20 protein-coding genes are annotated in these 18,341 nt (G+C 36.0%); 11 read left to right on the top strand and 9 right to left on the bottom strand.

Annotated features, from left to right (window positions below; translation table 11 throughout):
• Window positions 1-295: 295 nt before the first annotated feature.
• Window positions 296-970, bottom strand: coding sequence for a DUF4294 domain-containing protein (locus C0430_RS12920; RefSeq protein ID WP_290870905.1), 675 nt, complete (start codon window positions 968-970; stop codon window positions 296-298).
• An 85-nt stretch (window positions 971-1,055) separates the two neighbouring features.
• On the opposite strand from C0430_RS12920, the gene C0430_RS12915 reads away from it, so the two are divergent.
• Window positions 1,056-2,144 (top strand): M42 family metallopeptidase, encoded by a 1,089-nt coding sequence (locus C0430_RS12915; protein ID WP_290870901.1) that lies wholly within the window; start codon window positions 1,056-1,058, stop codon window positions 2,142-2,144.
• Window positions 2,145-2,213: 69 nt separating this feature from the next.
• Here C0430_RS12915 and C0430_RS12910 read toward each other — a convergent pair whose 3' ends face one another.
• On the bottom strand, window positions 2,214-3,161 hold the full coding sequence (locus tag C0430_RS12910) for an ABC transporter ATP-binding protein (RefSeq protein WP_290870899.1): 948 nt from the start codon (window positions 3,159-3,161) through the stop codon (window positions 2,214-2,216).
• 118 nt (window positions 3,162-3,279) lie between these two features.
• Here C0430_RS12910 and C0430_RS12905 point away from each other — a divergent pair, with 118 nt between their 5' ends.
• Window positions 3,280-3,876: a DUF2238 domain-containing protein gene (locus C0430_RS12905; RefSeq protein WP_290870897.1), complete on the top strand. Its 597-nt coding sequence runs from the start codon at window positions 3,280-3,282 to the stop codon at window positions 3,874-3,876.
• A 105-nt stretch (window positions 3,877-3,981) separates the two neighbouring features.
• On the opposite strand, the gene C0430_RS12900 is transcribed toward C0430_RS12905, so the two are convergent.
• Window positions 3,982-4,503: a hypothetical protein gene (locus tag C0430_RS12900; RefSeq protein ID WP_290870895.1), complete on the bottom strand. Its 522-nt coding sequence runs from the start codon at window positions 4,501-4,503 to the stop codon at window positions 3,982-3,984.
• Between the two features lie 96 nt (window positions 4,504-4,599).
• Window positions 4,600-4,980: an ankyrin repeat domain-containing protein gene (locus C0430_RS12895; RefSeq protein ID WP_290870893.1), complete on the bottom strand. Its 381-nt coding sequence runs from the start codon at window positions 4,978-4,980 to the stop codon at window positions 4,600-4,602.
• A gap of 298 nt (window positions 4,981-5,278) precedes the next feature.
• Here C0430_RS12895 and C0430_RS12890 point away from each other — a divergent pair, with 298 nt between their 5' ends.
• Entirely contained in the window at window positions 5,279-5,746 is a 468-nt protein-coding gene (locus C0430_RS12890; RefSeq protein WP_290870891.1) for an iron chaperone, read from the top strand.
• A gap of 32 nt (window positions 5,747-5,778) precedes the next feature.
• On the opposite strand, the gene C0430_RS12885 is transcribed toward C0430_RS12890, so the two are convergent.
• From C0430_RS12885 to C0430_RS12870, 4 genes are all read right to left on the bottom strand, one after another.
• Window positions 5,779-6,729 carry a phosphoribosylaminoimidazolesuccinocarboxamide synthase gene (locus tag C0430_RS12885; RefSeq protein WP_290870889.1) on the bottom strand — a complete coding sequence of 317 codons (951 nt, stop codon included), beginning with the start codon at window positions 6,727-6,729 and terminating at the stop codon, window positions 5,779-5,781.
• A gap of 100 nt (window positions 6,730-6,829) precedes the next feature.
• Entirely contained in the window at window positions 6,830-7,639 is an 810-nt protein-coding gene (locus tag C0430_RS12880; RefSeq protein WP_290870887.1) for a Cof-type HAD-IIB family hydrolase, read from the bottom strand.
• Window positions 7,640-7,929: 290 nt separating this feature from the next.
• The gene (locus C0430_RS12875; protein ID WP_290870885.1) at window positions 7,930-8,880 is read right to left on the bottom strand and encodes a PhoH family protein; all 951 of its coding nucleotides are present in this window, start codon (window positions 8,878-8,880) and stop codon (window positions 7,930-7,932) included.
• A 19-nt stretch (window positions 8,881-8,899) separates the two neighbouring features.
• Window positions 8,900-9,424: a hypothetical protein gene (locus tag C0430_RS12870; protein ID WP_290870883.1), complete on the bottom strand. Its 525-nt coding sequence runs from the start codon at window positions 9,422-9,424 to the stop codon at window positions 8,900-8,902.
• Window positions 9,425-9,546: 122 nt separating this feature from the next.
• Here C0430_RS12870 and C0430_RS12865 point away from each other — a divergent pair, with 122 nt between their 5' ends.
• The 6 genes from C0430_RS12865 (at window position 9,547) to dnaN (ending at window position 15,191) form a co-directional block, all read left to right on the top strand.
• Window positions 9,547-10,374, top strand: coding sequence for an SAM-dependent chlorinase/fluorinase (locus C0430_RS12865; RefSeq protein WP_290870881.1), 828 nt, complete (start codon window positions 9,547-9,549; stop codon window positions 10,372-10,374).
• A 50-nt stretch (window positions 10,375-10,424) separates the two neighbouring features.
• Complete coding sequence (locus tag C0430_RS12860) at window positions 10,425-10,721, top strand: antibiotic biosynthesis monooxygenase family protein (RefSeq protein ID WP_290870880.1); 297 nt, start codon at window positions 10,425-10,427, stop codon at window positions 10,719-10,721.
• Window positions 10,722-10,726: 5 nt separating this feature from the next.
• Window positions 10,727-11,557: a class I SAM-dependent methyltransferase gene (locus C0430_RS12855; RefSeq protein ID WP_290870878.1), complete on the top strand. Its 831-nt coding sequence runs from the start codon at window positions 10,727-10,729 to the stop codon at window positions 11,555-11,557.
• A complete protein-coding gene (gene gldF / locus C0430_RS12850; RefSeq protein WP_290870876.1) occupies window positions 11,558-12,283 on the top strand; it encodes a gliding motility-associated ABC transporter permease subunit GldF in 726 nt (241 codons plus the stop codon).
• A complete protein-coding gene (gene gldG / locus C0430_RS12845; RefSeq protein ID WP_290870874.1) occupies window positions 12,283-13,968 on the top strand; it encodes a gliding motility-associated ABC transporter substrate-binding protein GldG in 1,686 nt (561 codons plus the stop codon). The genes gldF and gldG overlap by 1 nt, the downstream gene beginning before the upstream one ends.
• Before the next feature lie 104 nt (window positions 13,969-14,072).
• Window positions 14,073-15,191, top strand: coding sequence for a DNA polymerase III subunit beta (gene dnaN / locus C0430_RS12840; protein WP_290870872.1), 1,119 nt, complete (start codon window positions 14,073-14,075; stop codon window positions 15,189-15,191).
• Window positions 15,192-15,269: 78 nt separating this feature from the next.
• Here dnaN and C0430_RS12835 read toward each other — a convergent pair whose 3' ends face one another.
• Window positions 15,270-16,100 (bottom strand): universal stress protein, encoded by an 831-nt coding sequence (locus C0430_RS12835; RefSeq protein WP_290870870.1) that lies wholly within the window; start codon window positions 16,098-16,100, stop codon window positions 15,270-15,272.
• Between the two features lie 170 nt (window positions 16,101-16,270).
• On the opposite strand from C0430_RS12835, the gene mnmE reads away from it, so the two are divergent.
• Both mnmE and C0430_RS12825 read left to right on the top strand, forming a co-directional pair.
• Window positions 16,271-17,683, top strand: a complete 1,413-nt coding sequence (gene mnmE / locus C0430_RS12830; RefSeq protein WP_290870868.1) for a tRNA uridine-5-carboxymethylaminomethyl(34) synthesis GTPase MnmE — start codon at window positions 16,271-16,273, stop codon at window positions 17,681-17,683.
• Between the two features lie 117 nt (window positions 17,684-17,800).
• Window positions 17,801-18,274 (top strand): helix-turn-helix domain-containing protein, encoded by a 474-nt coding sequence (locus tag C0430_RS12825; protein WP_290870867.1) that lies wholly within the window; start codon window positions 17,801-17,803, stop codon window positions 18,272-18,274.
• Window positions 18,275-18,341 lie beyond the last annotated feature (67 nt).

Here is an 18,341-nt window from a genome sequence, read left to right as displayed (position 1 = left end):
TGCGTTGAAATCGTGAAAGTTGGAAGTGTTAAAAAATCTCTCCAAAACCCTAGATAAAGGAGTTGGAAATGAAATACCTTATATAAGATATCAATTCTTGGATATGAAGTATTTGTAAACATTGAGTAAGTTTGCGTTGGTTGCGTTAGGGATAGCAGCGAAAAGCCCACAGTAAAGTGAAGTGGAGCGGAACTTTACGAGGACTTGTAGCGTATAGCCCGACCATTTAAATAGAAAAGCTGCTATTGATTAGATAGCAGCTTTTCTATTTAAATGGTAACGCCCAGAGAATGCATCAATTTGCTTTTACGGCTTTGTCGAACCAAAAATCTGTCAAATCATCATAATTTACAGGTTTTGCCGGAGTTTGGTTTATCAATCTTCCTGATTCGAAGGCTCTCACCAGTATAGTTTCTATTAAATAATCTTCGTTGACTTTATAAGGAGAATATTGTGCTTTCAAGTTAAGGTCAAACATCTTTGCCGTGGTGTTAGACCAAAATGCCGTCCAGCCACTTTTTAAATTCTTTACCAATTCGTAAGTAGTTATGCCTGTTTGACGGTGAATCAACTTAATCAAGATTTGGCCCTGCTTGCGGGAAAGTTTTTTGAGTTGGGCTTCGAATTCATTATTAAGATAGTCTTCGACGATTTTGAAGTATTTCTTTTTTTCTTTATTTGTCTTTAAACTAGTCATTCCTCTATTTAATGCGGTCAATCTTTCGGAAGCAAATTTTGCATACGGATAGGTTTTATAAACTCGATTTCTAAGAAGTTCAAATTGTTTTCTGGATTCTATGTCTATTTTCCCTTTGAAAATAACTATTTCTTCTAATTGTATGGTGTCTTTAAAAATAGTATCGGTTTCCGTTACAATGAATGCGCTGCTAGTTGTGTCTTTTTGGATTACCTGCGCTTTGATTGAAATTGAAACAAAAAAAAGGAACAAGAAAAATTTAATAATCTTCATATTGGTAAAAAAATTTATGTCACAAAATTATACATTATATAAACAACTGTAATGCCAAATTTATAATTTAGCAAAAAATATTTTTATGAGTTCAAAATCGATATTAAAAAAGACATCGCTTACATTTTTAGAAAACTACCTTAATAATGCTTCTCCAACCGGACACGAAAGTTCGGGCCAAAAACTGTGGATGGATTATTTAAAACCTTACGTGGATACTTTTATCACGGATACCTACGGAACTGCCGTGGGAGTCATTAATCCAGATGCTCCTTATAAAGTGGTAATCGAAGGTCACGCAGACGAAATTTCGTGGTACGTGAATTACATTACCGATGACGGATTGATTTACGTAATCCGAAATGGGGGTTCCGATCATCAAATTGCACCTTCCAAACGTGTAAACATTCATACCAAAAAAGGAATCGTGAAAGGCGTTTTTGGATGGCCGGCCATTCATACCCGCAATCGAGGCAAGGAAGAAACGCCAAAAATCGACAATTTGTTCATTGACATTGGGTGTTCCAAAAAAGAAGAAGTGGATGCCTTGGGTGTTCACGTGGGTTGCGTGATTACCTATCCCGACGAATTCATGGTCTTGAACGAAAACAAATTTGTTTGTCGCGCCATTGACAACCGAATGGGTGGATTCATGATTGCCGAAGTCGCTCGTTTGTTGCACGAGAACAAAATCAAGCTTCCTTTTGGACTATACATTACCAATTCCGTTCAGGAAGAAGTGGGACTTCGTGGTGCCGAAATGATTACCAAAACCATCAAACCCAACGTGGCCATCATAACCGATGTTTGCCACGACTCCACCACTCCAATGATTGACAAGAAAATTGAGGGAGAAACCAAAATTGGAAAAGGTCCGGTCATTACTTATGCTCCTGCTGTTCAAAACAATTTGAGGGAACTTATCTTGGATACGGCCGAAGAGAAAAAAATCCCTTTCCAAAGACTGGCTTCTTCAAGAGTTACCGGAACCGACACCGACGCTTTTGCTTACAGCAATGGCGGAGTTGCCTCGGCATTGATTTCTTTACCCTTGCGATATATGCACACCACTGTGGAAATGGTGCATCGCGAAGACGTGGAAAACGTGATCAAATTGATATACGAAACTTTGTTGAAGATGGAAAACAACGAAACGTTTTCTTATTTCAAATAAAGTCCATCCTATTTTAAAACCAAAATCCTTTCCTTTTATCAAAAAATGGAAAGGATTTTTTATTTCTAATTATAGGTGAACCGATAAAATCACTTCCTGGTTCAATTCGAGTTCCGAATCGTGTTCGAAGAAAATGGCCCTTCTTTCGAAAGCGGCTTTGATTAAATAATGGCTTCCCTTGAAATAAGATTGCTTCACCACGGCTTTCATTTTTCCTTCTTCCACCACTTTTAATTGATATGGATACAGCAAAAGCGTTTCGTCTTCCTCTTCCAAATCGATAAAATGCGACAGTTTCAACTCGTTTACTTCTCCAAAAAGAGAAGCAACATAATAATTGGGCGGATTGTCGTGCAGTTCTTTGGAATTTCCCTTGGCAATCAATTTCCCGTTTTGCAAAACCATGGTTTCATCCGAAAAGGACAAAGCTTCGGTACTGTCGTGCGTGGCGATGATGCAGGTGATTTGTTTTTTCTTGAAATAATTGAACAAATTGCGTCGCAAGGCATTTTTTCGAAAAGAATCAATCTGGCTGAAAGGTTCGTCCAACAAGAGAATTTCGGGTTCCAATGCCAAAACTCTGGCCAAAGCCACTCTTTGTTGTTGGCCACCACTCAGGTATTTTGCTTTTACTTTGGCAAATTCAGTCATTTCTACCATTTCCAGTAATTCTTGAACGCGCGCTTTTTTCTGGTCCTTGTAAATATTGGACAAAAACTTGCCCACATTTTCTTCGACCGTTACATAAGGCATCAAATCAAAATCCTGGGCCAAATATTTGATATAATCTTCTCCCGGAATCAGGTTGAATTTTGGACCGAGTATTTGCTTGTCATCATAGTAAATTTCACCATTATCCAAATCATACAAACCATACATCAGTTTCAACAAGGTGCTTTTGCCGCAACCGCTTTCGCCAATCACGGCCACATTCTGGCCTTTGGCAATTTCAAAACTGATGTTTTCGATTACGGGATTTTCAATATAGGTAAAGGAAATATTTTTTACTTGAAGCATTTTCTGTGTTTAAAGCTGCAAATTTACGACGTTTATTAAAAGTATTTCTTTAGAATTTTAATGAATTTATTTCTATACTTTAGCTATCAAACATCTTAAAACTTAATCTTAAAAACGAATGAAGAATATCTACAGTATGTTGGCCGTGTTTTTTGTAACATTAATTTGGTCGATTACAAATCCGAAGGAAGGATTTACCTGTTTCCTGGAAATCATTCCGGCAATAATAGGGATTTTGGTATTGACCTTTACTTTCAAAAAATTCAGGTTTACCAATTTTACGTATTTACTGATTTTGGTTCATTGCATCATTCTCTTCGTGGGCGGTCATTATACTTATGCCGAAGTTCCCCTTTTTGATTATATCCGGGAAGTTTTTCATCAAAGCAGAAATAATTATGACAAGGTGGGACACTTTGCACAAGGATTGGTTCCTGCAATGATTATCCGTGAGTTGTTCATTCGAAAAAAAGTAATTAGCAATAAAAGCTTTTTCAATTTCATAATTGTATCCATTTGTTTGTCCATAAGTGCGGCTTACGAATGGATTGAATGGTGGGTTTCATTGGCAACCGGAGATGGTGGCGATGCTTTTTTGGGAACCCAAGGCTATGTTTGGGACACCCAATCGGATATGTTGTTTGCCACGATTGGCGCTATCGTTGGATTGATTTTGTTTTCTAAAATTCAAGACAAGCAAATTCTAAAAATATAAATCTCATTTTTAAACATAAAAAAAGCATCATTACTTAGCCATAATGGTGCTTTTTTATTAGTAAAGACCTACTTTACAAACCCTATTCCGCAATATTTTTATACTTTATAATTTTAGTCTATAACCACGAATGGATTTGTTTTTGCACATTACAAGGTTTGAATTTCTATTTATTTTTCCAAAATCCAATGCTTGTGTTTCGTTTGAAAGATTGTTTTCGGTGATTGCATTGTCTTCGGCTATAAGTTCTTCGGGAGTTTTTTCAATTTTGCAAGAACTGGTACTTTCGATTACGTCATCATTTATTGAATTTCTATTTATTATTTCAAAATCCAAGGCTTGTGTCTCATTAGAAATATTGTTTTCCGTAATTGCATTGTCTTCGGCGAAAAGTTCGTCCGTGGTTTTCCCCTTTTTATTTGTATTTACACTTTCAATTACATCAAGACTAGTTGTATCTCGATTGGCGTAATTAAATTTCGAAGTTTTTGTTCCAATTGAAATGTTGTTTTCAGTCAAAATTTCTGCTTGAGAAGATTTTTTTTGTTTGTCAACGACATTTGCTGCATTAGACATATTAACTAAAGACACTAATGCGATTCCGATATATATGATTGAATTTTTCATAATAAATAATTTTAAAAGTTGATTTTTTTTTTGATTGATTTAAAGTTGTTTTAAATAAGACATCACTAGTAAAAGTGATGTCTTTAGAAAGTTTGATTACGCTTGTTTTAAAAATTGAACTGCTTCGTTGGCATAAGATAATTCAGCATGATTTAATGCCGTAAATCCTTTTTCATCTTTGGTTTTCACATTGGCTCCACTGGACAATAAAATTTTTATAATTTCAACTCTATTATAACGTGCCGCAACCATTAAAGGAGTCATCCCATTTGATTTTTCATTGACATCGACTCCATATTCAATAAACTTTTTGATTACTTCAATATCTCCCTTGCTTATGGCAATTCCAAGCGGAGTTGCACCATCATAAACAGAAATTATGCTTTTAGAAGCAGTTAAAGAATTGGAATTCGAGGCCAAAGTAACATTTGCAAAAGCTAATAAAGCTACACCTAGATAAACGATTGATTTTTTCATAATGATTGTTTTTTTTGATTAATTGTTCCTTTTTTGATTGTTGATTTTCGAAATATTAAATTCATATAATAATATCTTATGCAAATATATATCTAAAAGACAGTATCTTGTTTTACATAGTACTTAAATTTAACATTAATTTAACAAACCGATTTGTCTCCAACAAGAAAAAAATCAATTAAAACACAAACACAATCGGTTGTTAATAAGCTATTTAAATGACAACAACCAGAGGTCAGCAAAAAATTTAAGTTATATAATTAAAAATTTATAATAACTTTACTATAAATAAATCACTATGCAAACCAAAGCTAAAACCGTAAATGACTATCTAAATGAGATTCCAGAAGAAAGGAAAACTGCTTTTTTAAAACTTCGTGAAAGTATATTGAATGCTATTCCAAAGGGATTTGAGGAACAAATAAGTTATGGAATGTTGGGCTATGTAGTTCCGCATTCCATTTATCCGAATGGCTATCATTGTGCTCCAAAACTACCGCTACCCTTCATAAGTATTGGTTCGCAAAAGAATTTTATTGTCATGCATCATTTAGGAATTTATGCAAATCCAAAACTATTGGAATGGTTTACGGCTGAATATCCAAAACACGCCAATCATAAATTAGATATGGGAAAAGGTTGCATCCGATTCAAGAAAATGGACCAAATCCCTTTTGAATTAATTGCGGAACTTGCTGGAAAAATATCGGTGAAAGAGTGGATTGAATGCTATGATACCCAAATAAAAAACCGCAAATCTAAATAGACTTGCGGCTTTCTTATGCTAAAGTTTTTAGTTTATTTATTAGCTAAATAAGCCAAAACGTTTTTCTCAATACGGTCATAAATATTAGAAACATCTGCCTTTACGAATTTTTCTCCCAAAATATTTTCGTACAATTCAATGTATCTTTCCGAAACCGTATCGATATATTCATCGGTCATATCAGGGATTTGCTGTCCTTCCTGTCCTTGAAATCCATTTTCGATTAACCAACGACGCACGAATTCTTTCGATAATTGTTTTTGTTCCTCTCCCCTTTCTTGTCTTTCTTGATAGCCTTCTGAATAGAAATAACGAGAAGAATCCGGTGTGTGAATTTCGTCGATAAGAACAATTTTTCCATCTTTGGTTTTGCCAAATTCATATTTGGTATCCACCAAAATCAATCCGCGACTGGCGGCAATCTCTGTTCCTCTTTGAAATAAAGCGCGGGTATATTTTTCCAACACCAAATAATCTTCTTCTGAAACGATTCCTTTTGATAGAATGTCCTCACGTGAAATGTCTTCGTCGTGTGAACCGTTATCCGCTTTTGTGGTTGGCGTAATAATCGGTTCCGGAAATCTGTCGTTTTCTTTCAATCCTTCCGCCATTGTAACGCCACAAATTAGTCTTTTTCCAAGAGCATATTCGCGAGCGGCGTGACCTGACACATAACCACGAATCACCATTTCGACCTTGAAAGGTTCGCATAAATGACCAACGGCCACGTTTGGATCTGGTGTTGCAATCAACCAATTTGGAACAATATCTTGGGTCAGTTCCATAAACTTGGTGGCGATTTGGTTCAGGATTTGACCTTTGTATGGAATTCCTTTTGGCAAAACCACATCAAAAGCCGAAAGCCTGTCGGTGGCCACCATAACCAAAATTTCGTCGTTTATATTGTATACTTCTCTTACTTTTCCTCGGTAAACTGATTTCTGGTTCGGAAAATTGAAGTTGGTTGTAGTTATTGTGTTCATTGTTTTTAGTTAGTTGTTGTTTTAAGAAAGCAAATTTAAGATTATTTTTAAAGTAAAAACCAAGAATCGTGTTTTGATTTAATATTAAAAAAATGAATGATTATAATAGTGTTTCTGCCAGGTATTTTGCTACGCCATCCTCATCATTGGAAAAAATGACTTCTAAATGAGGCAATTTATTTTTCAAACTTTCTACGGCATTACCCATAATCAAGCCTTTTTTTGTGGCTAACAACATTTTTTCGTCGTTGAAACCATCTCCAAAAGACAGGGATTGTTCGAAAGTGTAGTTCTCGAGTTCCAAAATTTTTAAAATCGCAACACTTTTATCTACCGATTTATCCATAAATTCCAAACAAAACGGAAGACTAAAGGCAAAATGAAAATTATCCGAATGGTCTTCCATAATTTTATCTTTTAATTCGACCAACTTTTGATGGCTATTGTGTGTAAAAAATAACTTTATGGCGCTGAAATCCTCGACAAAATTAAAATCCACAATTTCGGGCGGATAATTCATCACGGTTTGAAAACTGTTCAGTTTTTTATTTTCCTTGTTCGTTTGCCAAACTTCCTCCTTGAATAATACGGTCGTAAATTCTGGATCAATATCTAAATTCAAAACTGATTTTATGGCATCGCTTGCTATGTCAAAAGAAAACAGCAACTCTTTTGCGGGCGAATGAATGCGCGCTCCATTTGAAGTCACTAAATAAACGGGGCAACCCAAGCCTTCCACAATAGGCAAAGCATCTAAATGATGGCGACCTGTGGCCACGATAATGAGATAATTTTCACTGTGAAGTTTTTGGAAAACAGTTTTGGTATATGCTGATATTTGATGATCTGTATTGAGTAAAGTGCCGTCTAAATCGCTTATTATAACTTTAATTCTTTCTTTTGTGGACATTTTTCGTATTCAGTTTTAACGACAGCAAATTTACTCCATTTTGAAGTGGGAACCAAAATGTTCTTCATCAAATCATTCAAGGACTACCTTTTTCGTTGAAAGATTATTTTTCTAATTCAATCAACAATAATGACTATCAAAGAAAACCAGATTAGCAAAAATAATGTCACAAAAAATAAATTTTCCCAAAATGCCAACTAGAAACAACTGAACTCAAAACATCAAAAATATAAATTGCCGTAATGAATGAGGTAACGTCATGAACAATATGACTTTACTTTTCTTAAACGCTAGTCGTGATTTTCAATCTGCTTATACGCATCAATGACTTTTTTAACCAATCTGTGGCGCACAATATCCTTGTCGTCAAGATAGATAATTCCTATTCCGTCAATGTCTTTCAAGACCAAAATCGCTTCTTTTAATCCCGAAATCGTTCTTCGCGGCAAATCAACTTGACCTGGATCTCCGGTAATCATGAATTTGGCATTTTTTCCCATACGGGTCAGGAACATTTTCATTTGGGAGTGTGTCGTGTTCTGGGCTTCGTCAAGAATCACGAAAGCATTGTCCAAGGTTCTTCCTCTCATGAATGCCAAAGGCGCAATCTGTATAACCCCTTTCAATATATAATCTTCCAGCTTTTCGTTGGGCAACATATCACGCAAAGCATCGTACAAAGGTTGCATATATGGATCGAGTTTTTCCTTCATGTCACCGGGAAGAAAACCAAGATTCTCGCCAGCTTCAACCGCTGGACGCGTTAAAATAATTCGCTTGACTTGTTTTTCTTTCAAGGCTTTCACCGCCATTGCAACACCGGTGTAAGTTTTTCCTGTTCCGGCTGGACCAACGGCAAAAACCATGTCGTTTTTGTTCATCGTGTCAACCAACAATTGCTGGTTGGGTGTCATCGCCTTGATGATTTTCCCGCCAACGCCATGAACCAAAATTTTATCGTGATCAAAAGCCTTTCTGTCGTCCTGACTGTCACTTTGAATGACGCGTTCAATTACGTTATTGTCAATGTTGTTGTAACGCGTAAAATGCAACATCAAGCGATTAAATCGGTTTTCAAACTCGTCCAAAACTTCTTTTTCACCATAAGCCTTCAGGGTTGATCCTCTGGCAACAATCTTCAATTTGGGATAGTACTTTTTAATCATTTCAAGATGAGTGTCTTGAGCGCCCCAAAAATCCTTTGGAGCGATGTCTATGAGCTCGATGATTCTTTCGTTCAAAAGCGGTGTTTTTAGGTTGTTAATTTAAGGTCAATCGCAATCCAATTCCGTTTGAATTGGTAATTAAATCTAGTTTTTGTTTATTGAATTGGTTGTATCCAGTGGCCATTTGATTGTTATATTCCGTTACAACATTTTTTATTTTTTTAGAAAAACCAATCTTTACAGGAATGGCTATTATTACTGCCATAACACCTACATAAGTCAATGCAGTTGGATAGGTTTTCTCCGTTTGAAGAGAATAATACCCACCGCCAGTAGGCACAGCGTTCATTCCAGAAGCAGTAGCTCCATGAATTAAATCAGCGGTCAAAAGTCCCAAACCACCTATTAACAATATATTCCCAAATGTTTTCTTTGTTCTTCCCGCATTATAATCTGCTAATAATTTTTGATTGTCTTTTAATAATTCCCTGACTTGATCTGGCGATATTTTTTGATTTTCGGAATTTAAAATAGTGCCGTTGGATTTGCAAACTAATTTTTGGGAAAACGTTTGTAAACTACAAAAGAAAATAAAAAGAAAAAATAGAGGTTTGTTCATGGGTTAGTTTTAAATTCAAATTAAAAAAATCTACTCGATTAAAGCCGAAAATACTTTAGCTTTGCGTTTCTCAAATTTAATGAGTTTTAGGTTCAGTTTTCGTTTTATTTATAAACAATTTTATGTCAATAATTACCCTTACTACCGATTACGGCTTGAAAGACCACTTTGTTGGTGCATTGAAAGGGAAAATTTTATCCGAGTATTCCGAGGCTACAATTATAGATATTTCGCATTATATTGATGCATTCAACACAGTTGAAGCCAGTTACGTCATTGGAGCATCGTATTCCAGTTTTCCAAAAGGCACTGTACATCTCATTGGCGTGGATTTGGAATTAAACAAAGAAAACCAACATATCGTGATGCAATGGAACGATCATTATTTTATTGCCGCCGATAATGGTATTTTGAGTATGCTGACACAAAAAATTGTTCCCCAAAAAATAGTCGCCATCAATATTCACGATCGTTTGCCCAATGAAGCCACAGATTTGGATGTTTTTGTGAAAGTGGCCTGTCATGTGGCCAAAGGCGGTTTGCTAAACGTTATTGGCAAGGAAATAAAATCCATCAAGCAAGTCACCGATTTGCAGGCTGTTCCCGCCAATGACGGAAGTTCCATAAAAGGATACGTTATTTACATCGACCATTTTGGTAATGCAGTGACCAATATTTCAAAAAAACAATTCTTGGAAGTGGCCAAAGGAAGACCCTACGAAATTGTCTTGAAAACCAAAAACATCAAAACCATCTTGCCTAATTATTCGGCGATTGCGAGTTCCGATAAATATCCAATAAAGTATTACGAAGGCGAAAAATTGGCGATTTTCAACGAAGCAGGTTTTCTGGAAATAGCCATTTTCAGGAGTAATCCTATGAAAGTAGGCTCGGCAAATAGCTTGTTGGGATTGAATTACAGGGATGTGATTAATATTGTTTTTAGTTAGTAGTATCCAGTTTTGAAATCAAAAATCGTTAATCTGAAATCAAAAATCAAATGTTCATAAGAATAGTAAAAATGTCCTTTCACGAAGAAAATATTCCTGTATTTCTGGAAAATTTCGAAATCATAAAAGACAAAATACGAAATGCGCCGGGAAACCGTTTATTGGAACTGTATCAAGACAAAAACAACACATGTATTTTCTTTACCTACAGTTATTGGGAAACGGAACAAGACTTGGAAAATTACAGGAAATCGGAGCTTTTCAACACGGTTTGGGCCTTTACCAAGAAATTGTTCAACGACAAACCTGAGGCTTGGAGCGTTGATAAATTAGTTAGCTTAAAATAAAAATTATGAAAATACTAATTAGAAAAATCTACTATGCACTTCCAGTTTCTTTGAGATATAGCGTAAGGAGAATAATTTATTTACCTCAAGATTTGTTCGTAAAAAGAGATTCACTTGTACCTCCCAAAGGGCTTATATTTATTGGAAGTGGCGATTATTTAAAAATAGGAAAGCTTTTTTTTGGACATTTTAAAAAATATTGCAATATCACTCCAGATAGTTCAATTCTTGATATAGGTTGTGGAATTGGCAGAATGGCAGTTCCATTTACAAATTATCTTTCACCGAAAGGTCGTTATGAAGGTTTTGATATTGTAAAAATTGGTATTGATTGGTGTACTAAAAACATTAGTAGCCGCTTTCCTAATTTTAACTTTAAATTAATTCCATTAAAGAACGATTTGTACTTATTAAACACTGACGAAAAAGCAGCTGAATTACAATTTCCTTACGAGAATGATAGTTTTGATTTGGTATTTTTGACATCCGTTTTTACACATATGATGCCTTTAGATATTGAAAATTATATCAAGGAAATCCAACGGGTTTTAATAAAAGACAAAAAATGTTTTGCCACTTTTTTTATCATCGAAGATGAAAATGAGAATAAACCAAACAGTTTTGGAAGCAAAAATTTTCCTTATGATTATGGAAATTATTTTCTAATGGACAAAACTGTAAAAGAAGCTAATGTCGCTTTCAAAAAAAGTTATATTGAATCCCTTTTGACGAAAAATAATTTAGAACTTGTCCATTTCATAAAAGGAAATTGGTCTGGTATTCAAAATACTGAATTAAACGAACATCAAGATATTGTAATTTTTAAAAAATTATAAATGAAATCAATAGTAGTAAGAGAAATAAAATCTTTTTTCGGTTCGCCAATAGGTTATTTGGTGATTGCCGTTTTCCTGATCGGGAATGGATTGTTCCTTTGGGTTTTCGAAGGAGAATACAATATTTTGAACAGCGGTTTTGCTGATTTGAGTCCGTTTTTCACTTTGGCACCTTGGATTCTGATTTTCCTGATTCCCGCCGTTACAATGCGCAGTTTTTCGGATGAAAAAAAGCAGGGAACATTGGAATTGTTGTTGACCAAACCCTTGAGCATTTGGCAAATCGTCAACGGAAAATTCCTGGGTTCGATGCTGTTGATTGTCATGGCGATTATTCCAACATTCATTTATGTTTGGGTAATTTCTGGTTTAGGTTCACCCGAAGGCTACATCGATATGGGCAGCACGATGGGTTCCTATTTTGGATTACTGTTCCTGATTGCAGCCTATTCCGCCATTGGAATCTTCACTTCCACCCTATCCGAAAACCAGATTGTGGCCTTTATTGTATCGGTATTTTTGTGTTTCTTTTTTTACTTTGGATTCGAAAGTGTGGCAACAATTGTTCCTAGTTTTCAAGGTTTAATTTCAAGCATTGGAATGCAAGACCATTTCAAAAGTATGAGTCGTGGCGTGATAGACACTCGGGATGTTATTTATTTTGTGAGCATCACTGTGTTGTTTCTTTCTTTTACAGTTTATAATTTAAAATCCATTAAATCGTAATGACAACTTCCAAGAAAAAAAACATACAATCTTTACTTGGTATTATTACACTTGTAATGTTTTTGAACGTATTAAGCAATAGTTTTTTTCATCGTTTTGATTTAACCAAGGACAAAAGATACACGCTTTCGCCAACTTCCTTGAATATCGTCAAGCAGGTTCAAAATCCGTTGTCGGTAAAAATATATTTGCAAGGTGATTTACCCGCTGAATTCAAGCGTTTGCAAAGTGAAACCCGAGATTTATTCGAAGAATTTCAAGCCTACAACAAGAATATTATTTTCGAATTCGTCGATCCATTGGAAAACGAAGACGAAAGCATGGACAACATTAAGGAATTGTATCAAAAAGGCCTTACACCAATAAACATCACCGTTGACGACAAAGGAAAACAATCCCAAGAAATGGTTTTCCCGTGGGCAATCGCGGTTTACAACAACAAGGAAGTCAACATTCCTTTGTTGAAAAATATTATGGGAGCTTCGACTACCCAAAAAGTGATTGGTTCAGTACAACATTTGGAATATTCCATTGCCGAAGCCATCAATAAAATTACCAAAGACAAACAAAAAAAGGTTGCCGTGATAAAAGGAAACGGAGAATTGCAAGAAATTCATATTGCCAAATTCCTGATGCAAGTTCGAGAAAGTTACCACATCGGTCCTTTTACTTTGGATTCGGTAGCCAAAAATCCAATGGGAAGCCTGGATGCGTTGCAAAAATACGACTTGGCAATCATAGCCAAACCGACCGAAACTTTTACGGATGCCGAAAAACAAGTGCTGGACCAATTCATCATCAATGGTGGAAAAACTTTGTGGCTTGTAGACCAAGTGAACATGGAAATGGACAGTTTGTACAATTCAACGGGTTCGACTTTGGCTTTTCCAAGAGATTTGAATTTGAACGATATGTTCTTCAAATACGGATTTAGAATCAATCCTGATTTAGTCAAGGATGAGCAAGGAAGCCCCATAAAATTGGCAACCGGAGAACCCGGAAGTGCCACGCAATTTCAAGAATTCAATTGGAAATTTGCACCTCAGGTTTATCCAATCAGCACGCATCCCATCGTAAAAAACTTGGGCGGAATCAAGTTCGATTTTGCCAATCCAATCGACACTTTGAAGAATGGAATCAAGAAAACCGTGTTGTTGCAATCTTCCCAATATTCGAAGAAAATAGGTTCGCCAGTCGAAGTAAATTTGAATATCGTTGCCGAAGAAACTTCGCCAAATCATTACTTGAATACCGGAAACATTGCCCTTTCCGTTTTATTGGAAGGTTCGTTTCATTCGATGTTTGAAAATCGGGTTCTGCCTTTTGACCAGAAATCTTTTCAACCCCTTGGCAAAGCCAATAAAATGATCGTGATTTCTGACGGCGATTTGATTCGAAATCAATTGGATAAAAACTTTCAACCCGTAGAATTGGGTTACGACCAACGCTCCGGAAACTTGTATGACAACAAGGATTTCTTGATGAACTGCGTGAATTATTTATTGGACGACAACGGACTTATTAACATTCGAAGTAAAGACCTCGATTTGCCTTTATTGGATAAAGAAAAAGTTTACGAAAGATATACCCTCACACAAATCCTAACTATCGGACTTCCAATATTGATTTTACTCCTTTTTGGCATCGCATTTACCTTCGCCAGAAAAAGAAAATACGGAAAGTAATGTTAATAAAAAAAGTTTTATTCTTAAGATAGTTTACGATATATTTGTAGACTGTATCGTATTTTGAAAATTAGGAAAAAATATATACCAATAAAACAAAACAGATGAAATTTATAGTATCGAGTTCGTACTTATTAAAACAATTACAAGTTTTAGGCAGCGTTATCAACAGCAGCAATACTTTGCCTATTTTAGATAATTTCCTATTTGAATTAGACCACAAAGCCTTGACCGTTTCCGCGTCTGATTTAGAAACTACAATGTCTGCCACATTAGATATCGATTCGACCAGCAAAGGTAGCGTTGCAGTTCCTGCAAAATTGCTTTTGGAAATCCTTAAAACCTTTCCGGAACAACCGTTGACTTTCACCGTTGAAGAAAATAGCACAATAGAAATTAGTTCCAATTCTGGTAAATATGCCTTGGCGTATGCTCCAGGAGAAGAATTTCCAAAATCGGTAAACTTGGATGAACCTTCGGTAACTTTGGTTCCTGCCGATGTTTTGGCAACAGCCATCAGCAAAACTATTTTTGCCGCAGGAAACGATGATTTACGTCCGGTAATGTCAGGTGTTTTCTTCCAATTTTCTCCTCAAGGATTAATATTTGTAGCCACTGACGCCCACAAATTAGTAAAATATGCGCGAACTGATGTAACTGCATCTGAAGTAGCCGATTTTATTATGCCAAAGAAACCCTTGACAATTTTGAAAAATATTTTGGGAGCTTCAGATGCAGAAGTTAAAATTGAATACAACGATTCGAATGCCACATTCTCTTTCGATAATTACATTTTGATGTGTCGTTTGATTGACGGAAAATACCCAAACTACGAAGCGGTCATTCCAAAGGAAAATCCAAACAAATTAATGATTGATCGTTCCCAGTTCTTGAGTTCCGTGCGTCGTGTCGCGATTTTCTCCAACAAAACAACACACCAAATTCGTTTGAAAATAGCTGGAGCAGAGTTAAACATTTCTGCTGAAGATATCGATTATTCGAACAAGGCAGAAGAAAGATTGACTTGTGATTATCAAGGTGACGATATGCAAATTGGGTACAATTCCCGTTTTCTTACCGAAATGTTGACCAACCTGCAATCTGACATGATTATGCTTGAAATGTCATTGCCAAACAGAGCAGGAATCTTGACTCCAGTTGATGGACTAGAAGATGGCGAAACGGTAACAATGCTTGTAATGCCTGTAATGTTGAATAATTAATTCAACCTATAATACGTTAACTAACCAAACCACTTTTATATTTGAAAAACGTCCCGTTTATCCAACGAGACGTTTTTTTTATTCGTGCATAGCCAAAATGGGAACATCAAAATCGTTGGCAAATTTCTGTGTCAAGCTGGGTTTAAATAGTTCGACAAAAAAGTTTCTTTTATAAGTCATCATCGCCAATAGGTCGATATCTTTGAACAAAACAAAATCCATAATTGTACTCTTGACATCATCACTTGGAATAACGGAAAAAATAACGGGTTCTCCTTCAAATTCTTTTTCCCAATGTTTCATCGTAGCTTCAGCAACATCTGAATTATTGGTTTTCACGTAAAGACATCTTACTTTTGCTTTCATTTTTTTGGCAATATTTAGAACATCTTTAAGTGCTTTTTTGTCTTTAGCCCTGTATCTGGTGGTGAATCCAATGGTTTCCACTTTTTTGAATTTGGCTTCCAATGGAACACTCAATACCGGAACATCAATTGCACTAATAACAGAACCTGCATTCGATCCCAAGAAAAAGGCTTCCCATCCTGAAGCACCTGAAGTACCCATCACCACAAAATCTATTTTTTCTTCCTTGATGGCTCTTTTCATGTTGTAAATCAAATTGCCGTCCATCAGTCTGTGTGTCATTTTAATTTTATCCAAATTTCGTTCTTCGGCAATCATGCGAAGTTTTGGAATCTCTTCTTTAAACATATCAAATTCAGACAATTGAAGTGAGTCAAAAACGACATTATAATTTTCGGGAAAGAACTGGTTATCGTAAACTGGCAATTCAAATGTGTGCAACAGCACGAGTTCGCCTTGCACTATTTTTGCAAATTCCAAAGCATGTACAAACGCATTAGAGGCAACTTCGGAAAAATCTGTGGGAAACAAAATCTTTTTCATTTTAGTACGATTTAAAGTTGTTTGTCTATCAAAGGTAACCAAAAAAATCAAATTATAACCCAATAACTGTCAGGTATTTACATCTATTTTTATTAAAAATATTGAGTTCAAATAATTTTAAAATTGATACTGATTTAGATTTAGTAACTTTGCACCCAAGAACAAAAAAAATGCAGTACAACGATTCTATAGTGGCACTAGCCACGCCTTCAGGAGCTGGAGCCATTGCGATAATTCGGATTTCCGGTGAGGATGCGATTACCATTGGGAATTCCGTCTTTCAATCCATCAAAGGAAAAGATTTAACCAAACAAAAATCCCATACCTTGCATTTGGGTCACGTTATTGATAATCAAAAAACTCTGGACCAAGTTTTGGTGTCCATTTTCAAAGGACCCCACTCGTATACCGGCGAAAATACCATCGAAATTTCTTGTCACGGTTCAACATACATCCAGCAGCAAATTATCCAGTTATTGCTTCGAAAAGGATGTCGAATGGCCAACCCGGGTGAATTTACCTTGAGAGCCTTCTTGAACGGCAAACTCGATTTGTCGCAAGCCGAAGCCGTTGCCGATTTGATTTCGTCCGACAATGAAGCTTCGCACCAAATTGCGATGCAACAAATGCGTGGCGGTTTCTCGAACGAAATTGCCAAACTTCGGGAAGAATTATTGAATTTTGCATCGCTAATTGAACTCGAATTGGACTTTGCCGAGGAAGACGTAGAATTTGCCGACAGAACCCAATTTCACGAATTGTTGAACAGAATCGAGTTTGTTTTGAAACGCTTGATTGATTCTTTTGCGGTTGGGAATGTCATCAAAAACGGGATTCCCGTGGCGATTGTTGGCGAACCAAACGTTGGAAAATCGACTTTACTGAATGCTTTGTTGAACGAAGAACGCGCCATCGTTTCACACATTGCAGGAACCACACGCGACACCATTGAGGACGAATTGGTTATTGGCGGCATTGGTTTTCGATTCATCGACACAGCAGGAATTCGCGAAACGGAAGACGTGGTGGAAAGTATTGGCATCAGAAAAACGTTCGAAAAAATAGAACAAGCACAAGTGGTTTTGTATTTAGTTGATGGTTGTCAGTTGTCTGTTGATGGGAAATTAGATGATTTACTAGTCGAAATCGGAAAAACCAGGAACCAATTTCCCCTTAAACCAATACTATTTATCATCAACAAAAAAGATTTGATTTCGTCCGAAAACCTAGCTTCTATTGATAAAAAACTAACAACCAATAACCAGCAACTGACCACCATTTATATATCTGCCAAAAACCAAGACGGTGTCGAGGATTTGAAAAACCAACTTCTTTCCTTTGTCAATACCAGAGCCTTGCGAAATAACGAAACTATCGTAACCAACACCCGCCATTACGATTCTTTGTTAAAAGCTTTGGACGAAATCCAGAAAGTAAAATACGGATTGGAAACCCACTTGTCGAGCGACTTGATGGCACTCGATATTCGGGAAGCTTTGTACCATTTTGGGATGATTACCGGGCAAGTCACTAACGATGAATTGTTGGGGAATATATTTGCAAACTTCTGTATCGGTAAGTAATAATCATTCTTTTATTTGTTAACTACCTATTTTTGTTGACTTTATAACAAATATTCTTCTTTTATTTGTTGCCCGACAACCTTTTATTCGTTATATTTGTTGTTCTATTGTTGCCCAATGATAGATTTTGTTGCCCAAATTCAAAGGCAACAATCTTGGCGAAATGATGCTACATATTGCTACACTTCGCTACATTATGCAACACAACGCAACATATTTATGAGTAGCAATATGGCAATTCCGAAAACCTGTTCTTATTGTGGTAAAGCTTTTATAGCCAAAACCACTTTAACCAGATATTGTGGCCATACTTGTAATTCCAGACACTACAAGCAAAAAGTAAAGGAAGACAAAATTCAAAACTCATTAGTTGAGCAACAGCAAACAATGCAAAGTTTGCCAACCTTGCAACCTACAAACTCCAACTCTCTTACATCCAAAAACTTTTTATCCGTTCAGGATGCAGCAGAACTAATTGGCGTTAGCAGATGGACAATCAACAGAATGATAAAACGTGGAGAATTACAAATTCACAAGTTTGGCAGAAAGAAAATAATTCAACGTACACAGATAGATAAACTTTTTAATTGATGGTATTATGAAAGTTACTTTAAGACAAAGACAGAAAGCAAACAAAATTAGCTTGTATCTTGATTAC

The organism is Flavobacterium sp., assembly GCF_013823965.1.
Lineage (GTDB): Bacteria > Bacteroidota > Bacteroidia > Flavobacteriales > Flavobacteriaceae > Flavobacterium.
This window is presented reverse-complemented; position numbering and strand designations above follow the sequence as displayed.

Bases quoted from the DNA above. Each gene is read 5' to 3' on its own strand.
- C0430_RS12870 (WP_290870883.1), bottom strand. From the start codon at position 9,424: ATGAACAAACCTCTATTTTTTCTTTTTATTTTCTTTTGTAGTTTACAA.
- C0430_RS12860 (WP_290870880.1), top strand. From the start codon at position 10,425: ATGTTCATAAGAATAGTAAAAATGTCCTTTCACGAAGAAAATATTCCT.
- gldF (WP_290870876.1), top strand. From the start codon at position 11,558: ATGAAATCAATAGTAGTAAGAGAAATAAAATCTTTTTTCGGTTCGCCA.
- C0430_RS12905 (WP_290870897.1), top strand. From the start codon at position 3,280: ATGAAGAATATCTACAGTATGTTGGCCGTGTTTTTTGTAACATTAATT.
- dnaN (WP_290870872.1), top strand. From the start codon at position 14,073: ATGAAATTTATAGTATCGAGTTCGTACTTATTAAAACAATTACAAGTT.
- C0430_RS12835 (WP_290870870.1), bottom strand. From the start codon at position 16,100: ATGAAAAAGATTTTGTTTCCCACAGATTTTTCCGAAGTTGCCTCTAAT.
- mnmE (WP_290870868.1), top strand. From the start codon at position 16,271: ATGCAGTACAACGATTCTATAGTGGCACTAGCCACGCCTTCAGGAGCT.
- C0430_RS12865 (WP_290870881.1), top strand. From the start codon at position 9,547: ATGTCAATAATTACCCTTACTACCGATTACGGCTTGAAAGACCACTTT.
- C0430_RS12895 (WP_290870893.1), bottom strand. From the start codon at position 4,980: ATGAAAAAATCAATCGTTTATCTAGGTGTAGCTTTATTAGCTTTTGCA.
- C0430_RS12900 (WP_290870895.1), bottom strand. From the start codon at position 4,503: ATGAAAAATTCAATCATATATATCGGAATCGCATTAGTGTCTTTAGTT.
- C0430_RS12880 (WP_290870887.1), bottom strand. From the start codon at position 7,639: ATGTCCACAAAAGAAAGAATTAAAGTTATAATAAGCGATTTAGACGGC.
- C0430_RS12920 (WP_290870905.1), bottom strand. From the start codon at position 970: ATGAAGATTATTAAATTTTTCTTGTTCCTTTTTTTTGTTTCAATTTCA.
- C0430_RS12855 (WP_290870878.1), top strand. From the start codon at position 10,727: ATGAAAATACTAATTAGAAAAATCTACTATGCACTTCCAGTTTCTTTG.
- C0430_RS12825 (WP_290870867.1), top strand. From the start codon at position 17,801: ATGATAGATTTTGTTGCCCAAATTCAAAGGCAACAATCTTGGCGAAAT.
- gldG (WP_290870874.1), top strand. From the start codon at position 12,283: ATGACAACTTCCAAGAAAAAAAACATACAATCTTTACTTGGTATTATT.
- C0430_RS12910 (WP_290870899.1), bottom strand. From the start codon at position 3,161: ATGCTTCAAGTAAAAAATATTTCCTTTACCTATATTGAAAATCCCGTA.
- C0430_RS12890 (WP_290870891.1), top strand. From the start codon at position 5,279: ATGCAAACCAAAGCTAAAACCGTAAATGACTATCTAAATGAGATTCCA.
- C0430_RS12915 (WP_290870901.1), top strand. From the start codon at position 1,056: ATGAGTTCAAAATCGATATTAAAAAAGACATCGCTTACATTTTTAGAA.
- C0430_RS12885 (WP_290870889.1), bottom strand. From the start codon at position 6,729: ATGAACACAATAACTACAACCAACTTCAATTTTCCGAACCAGAAATCA.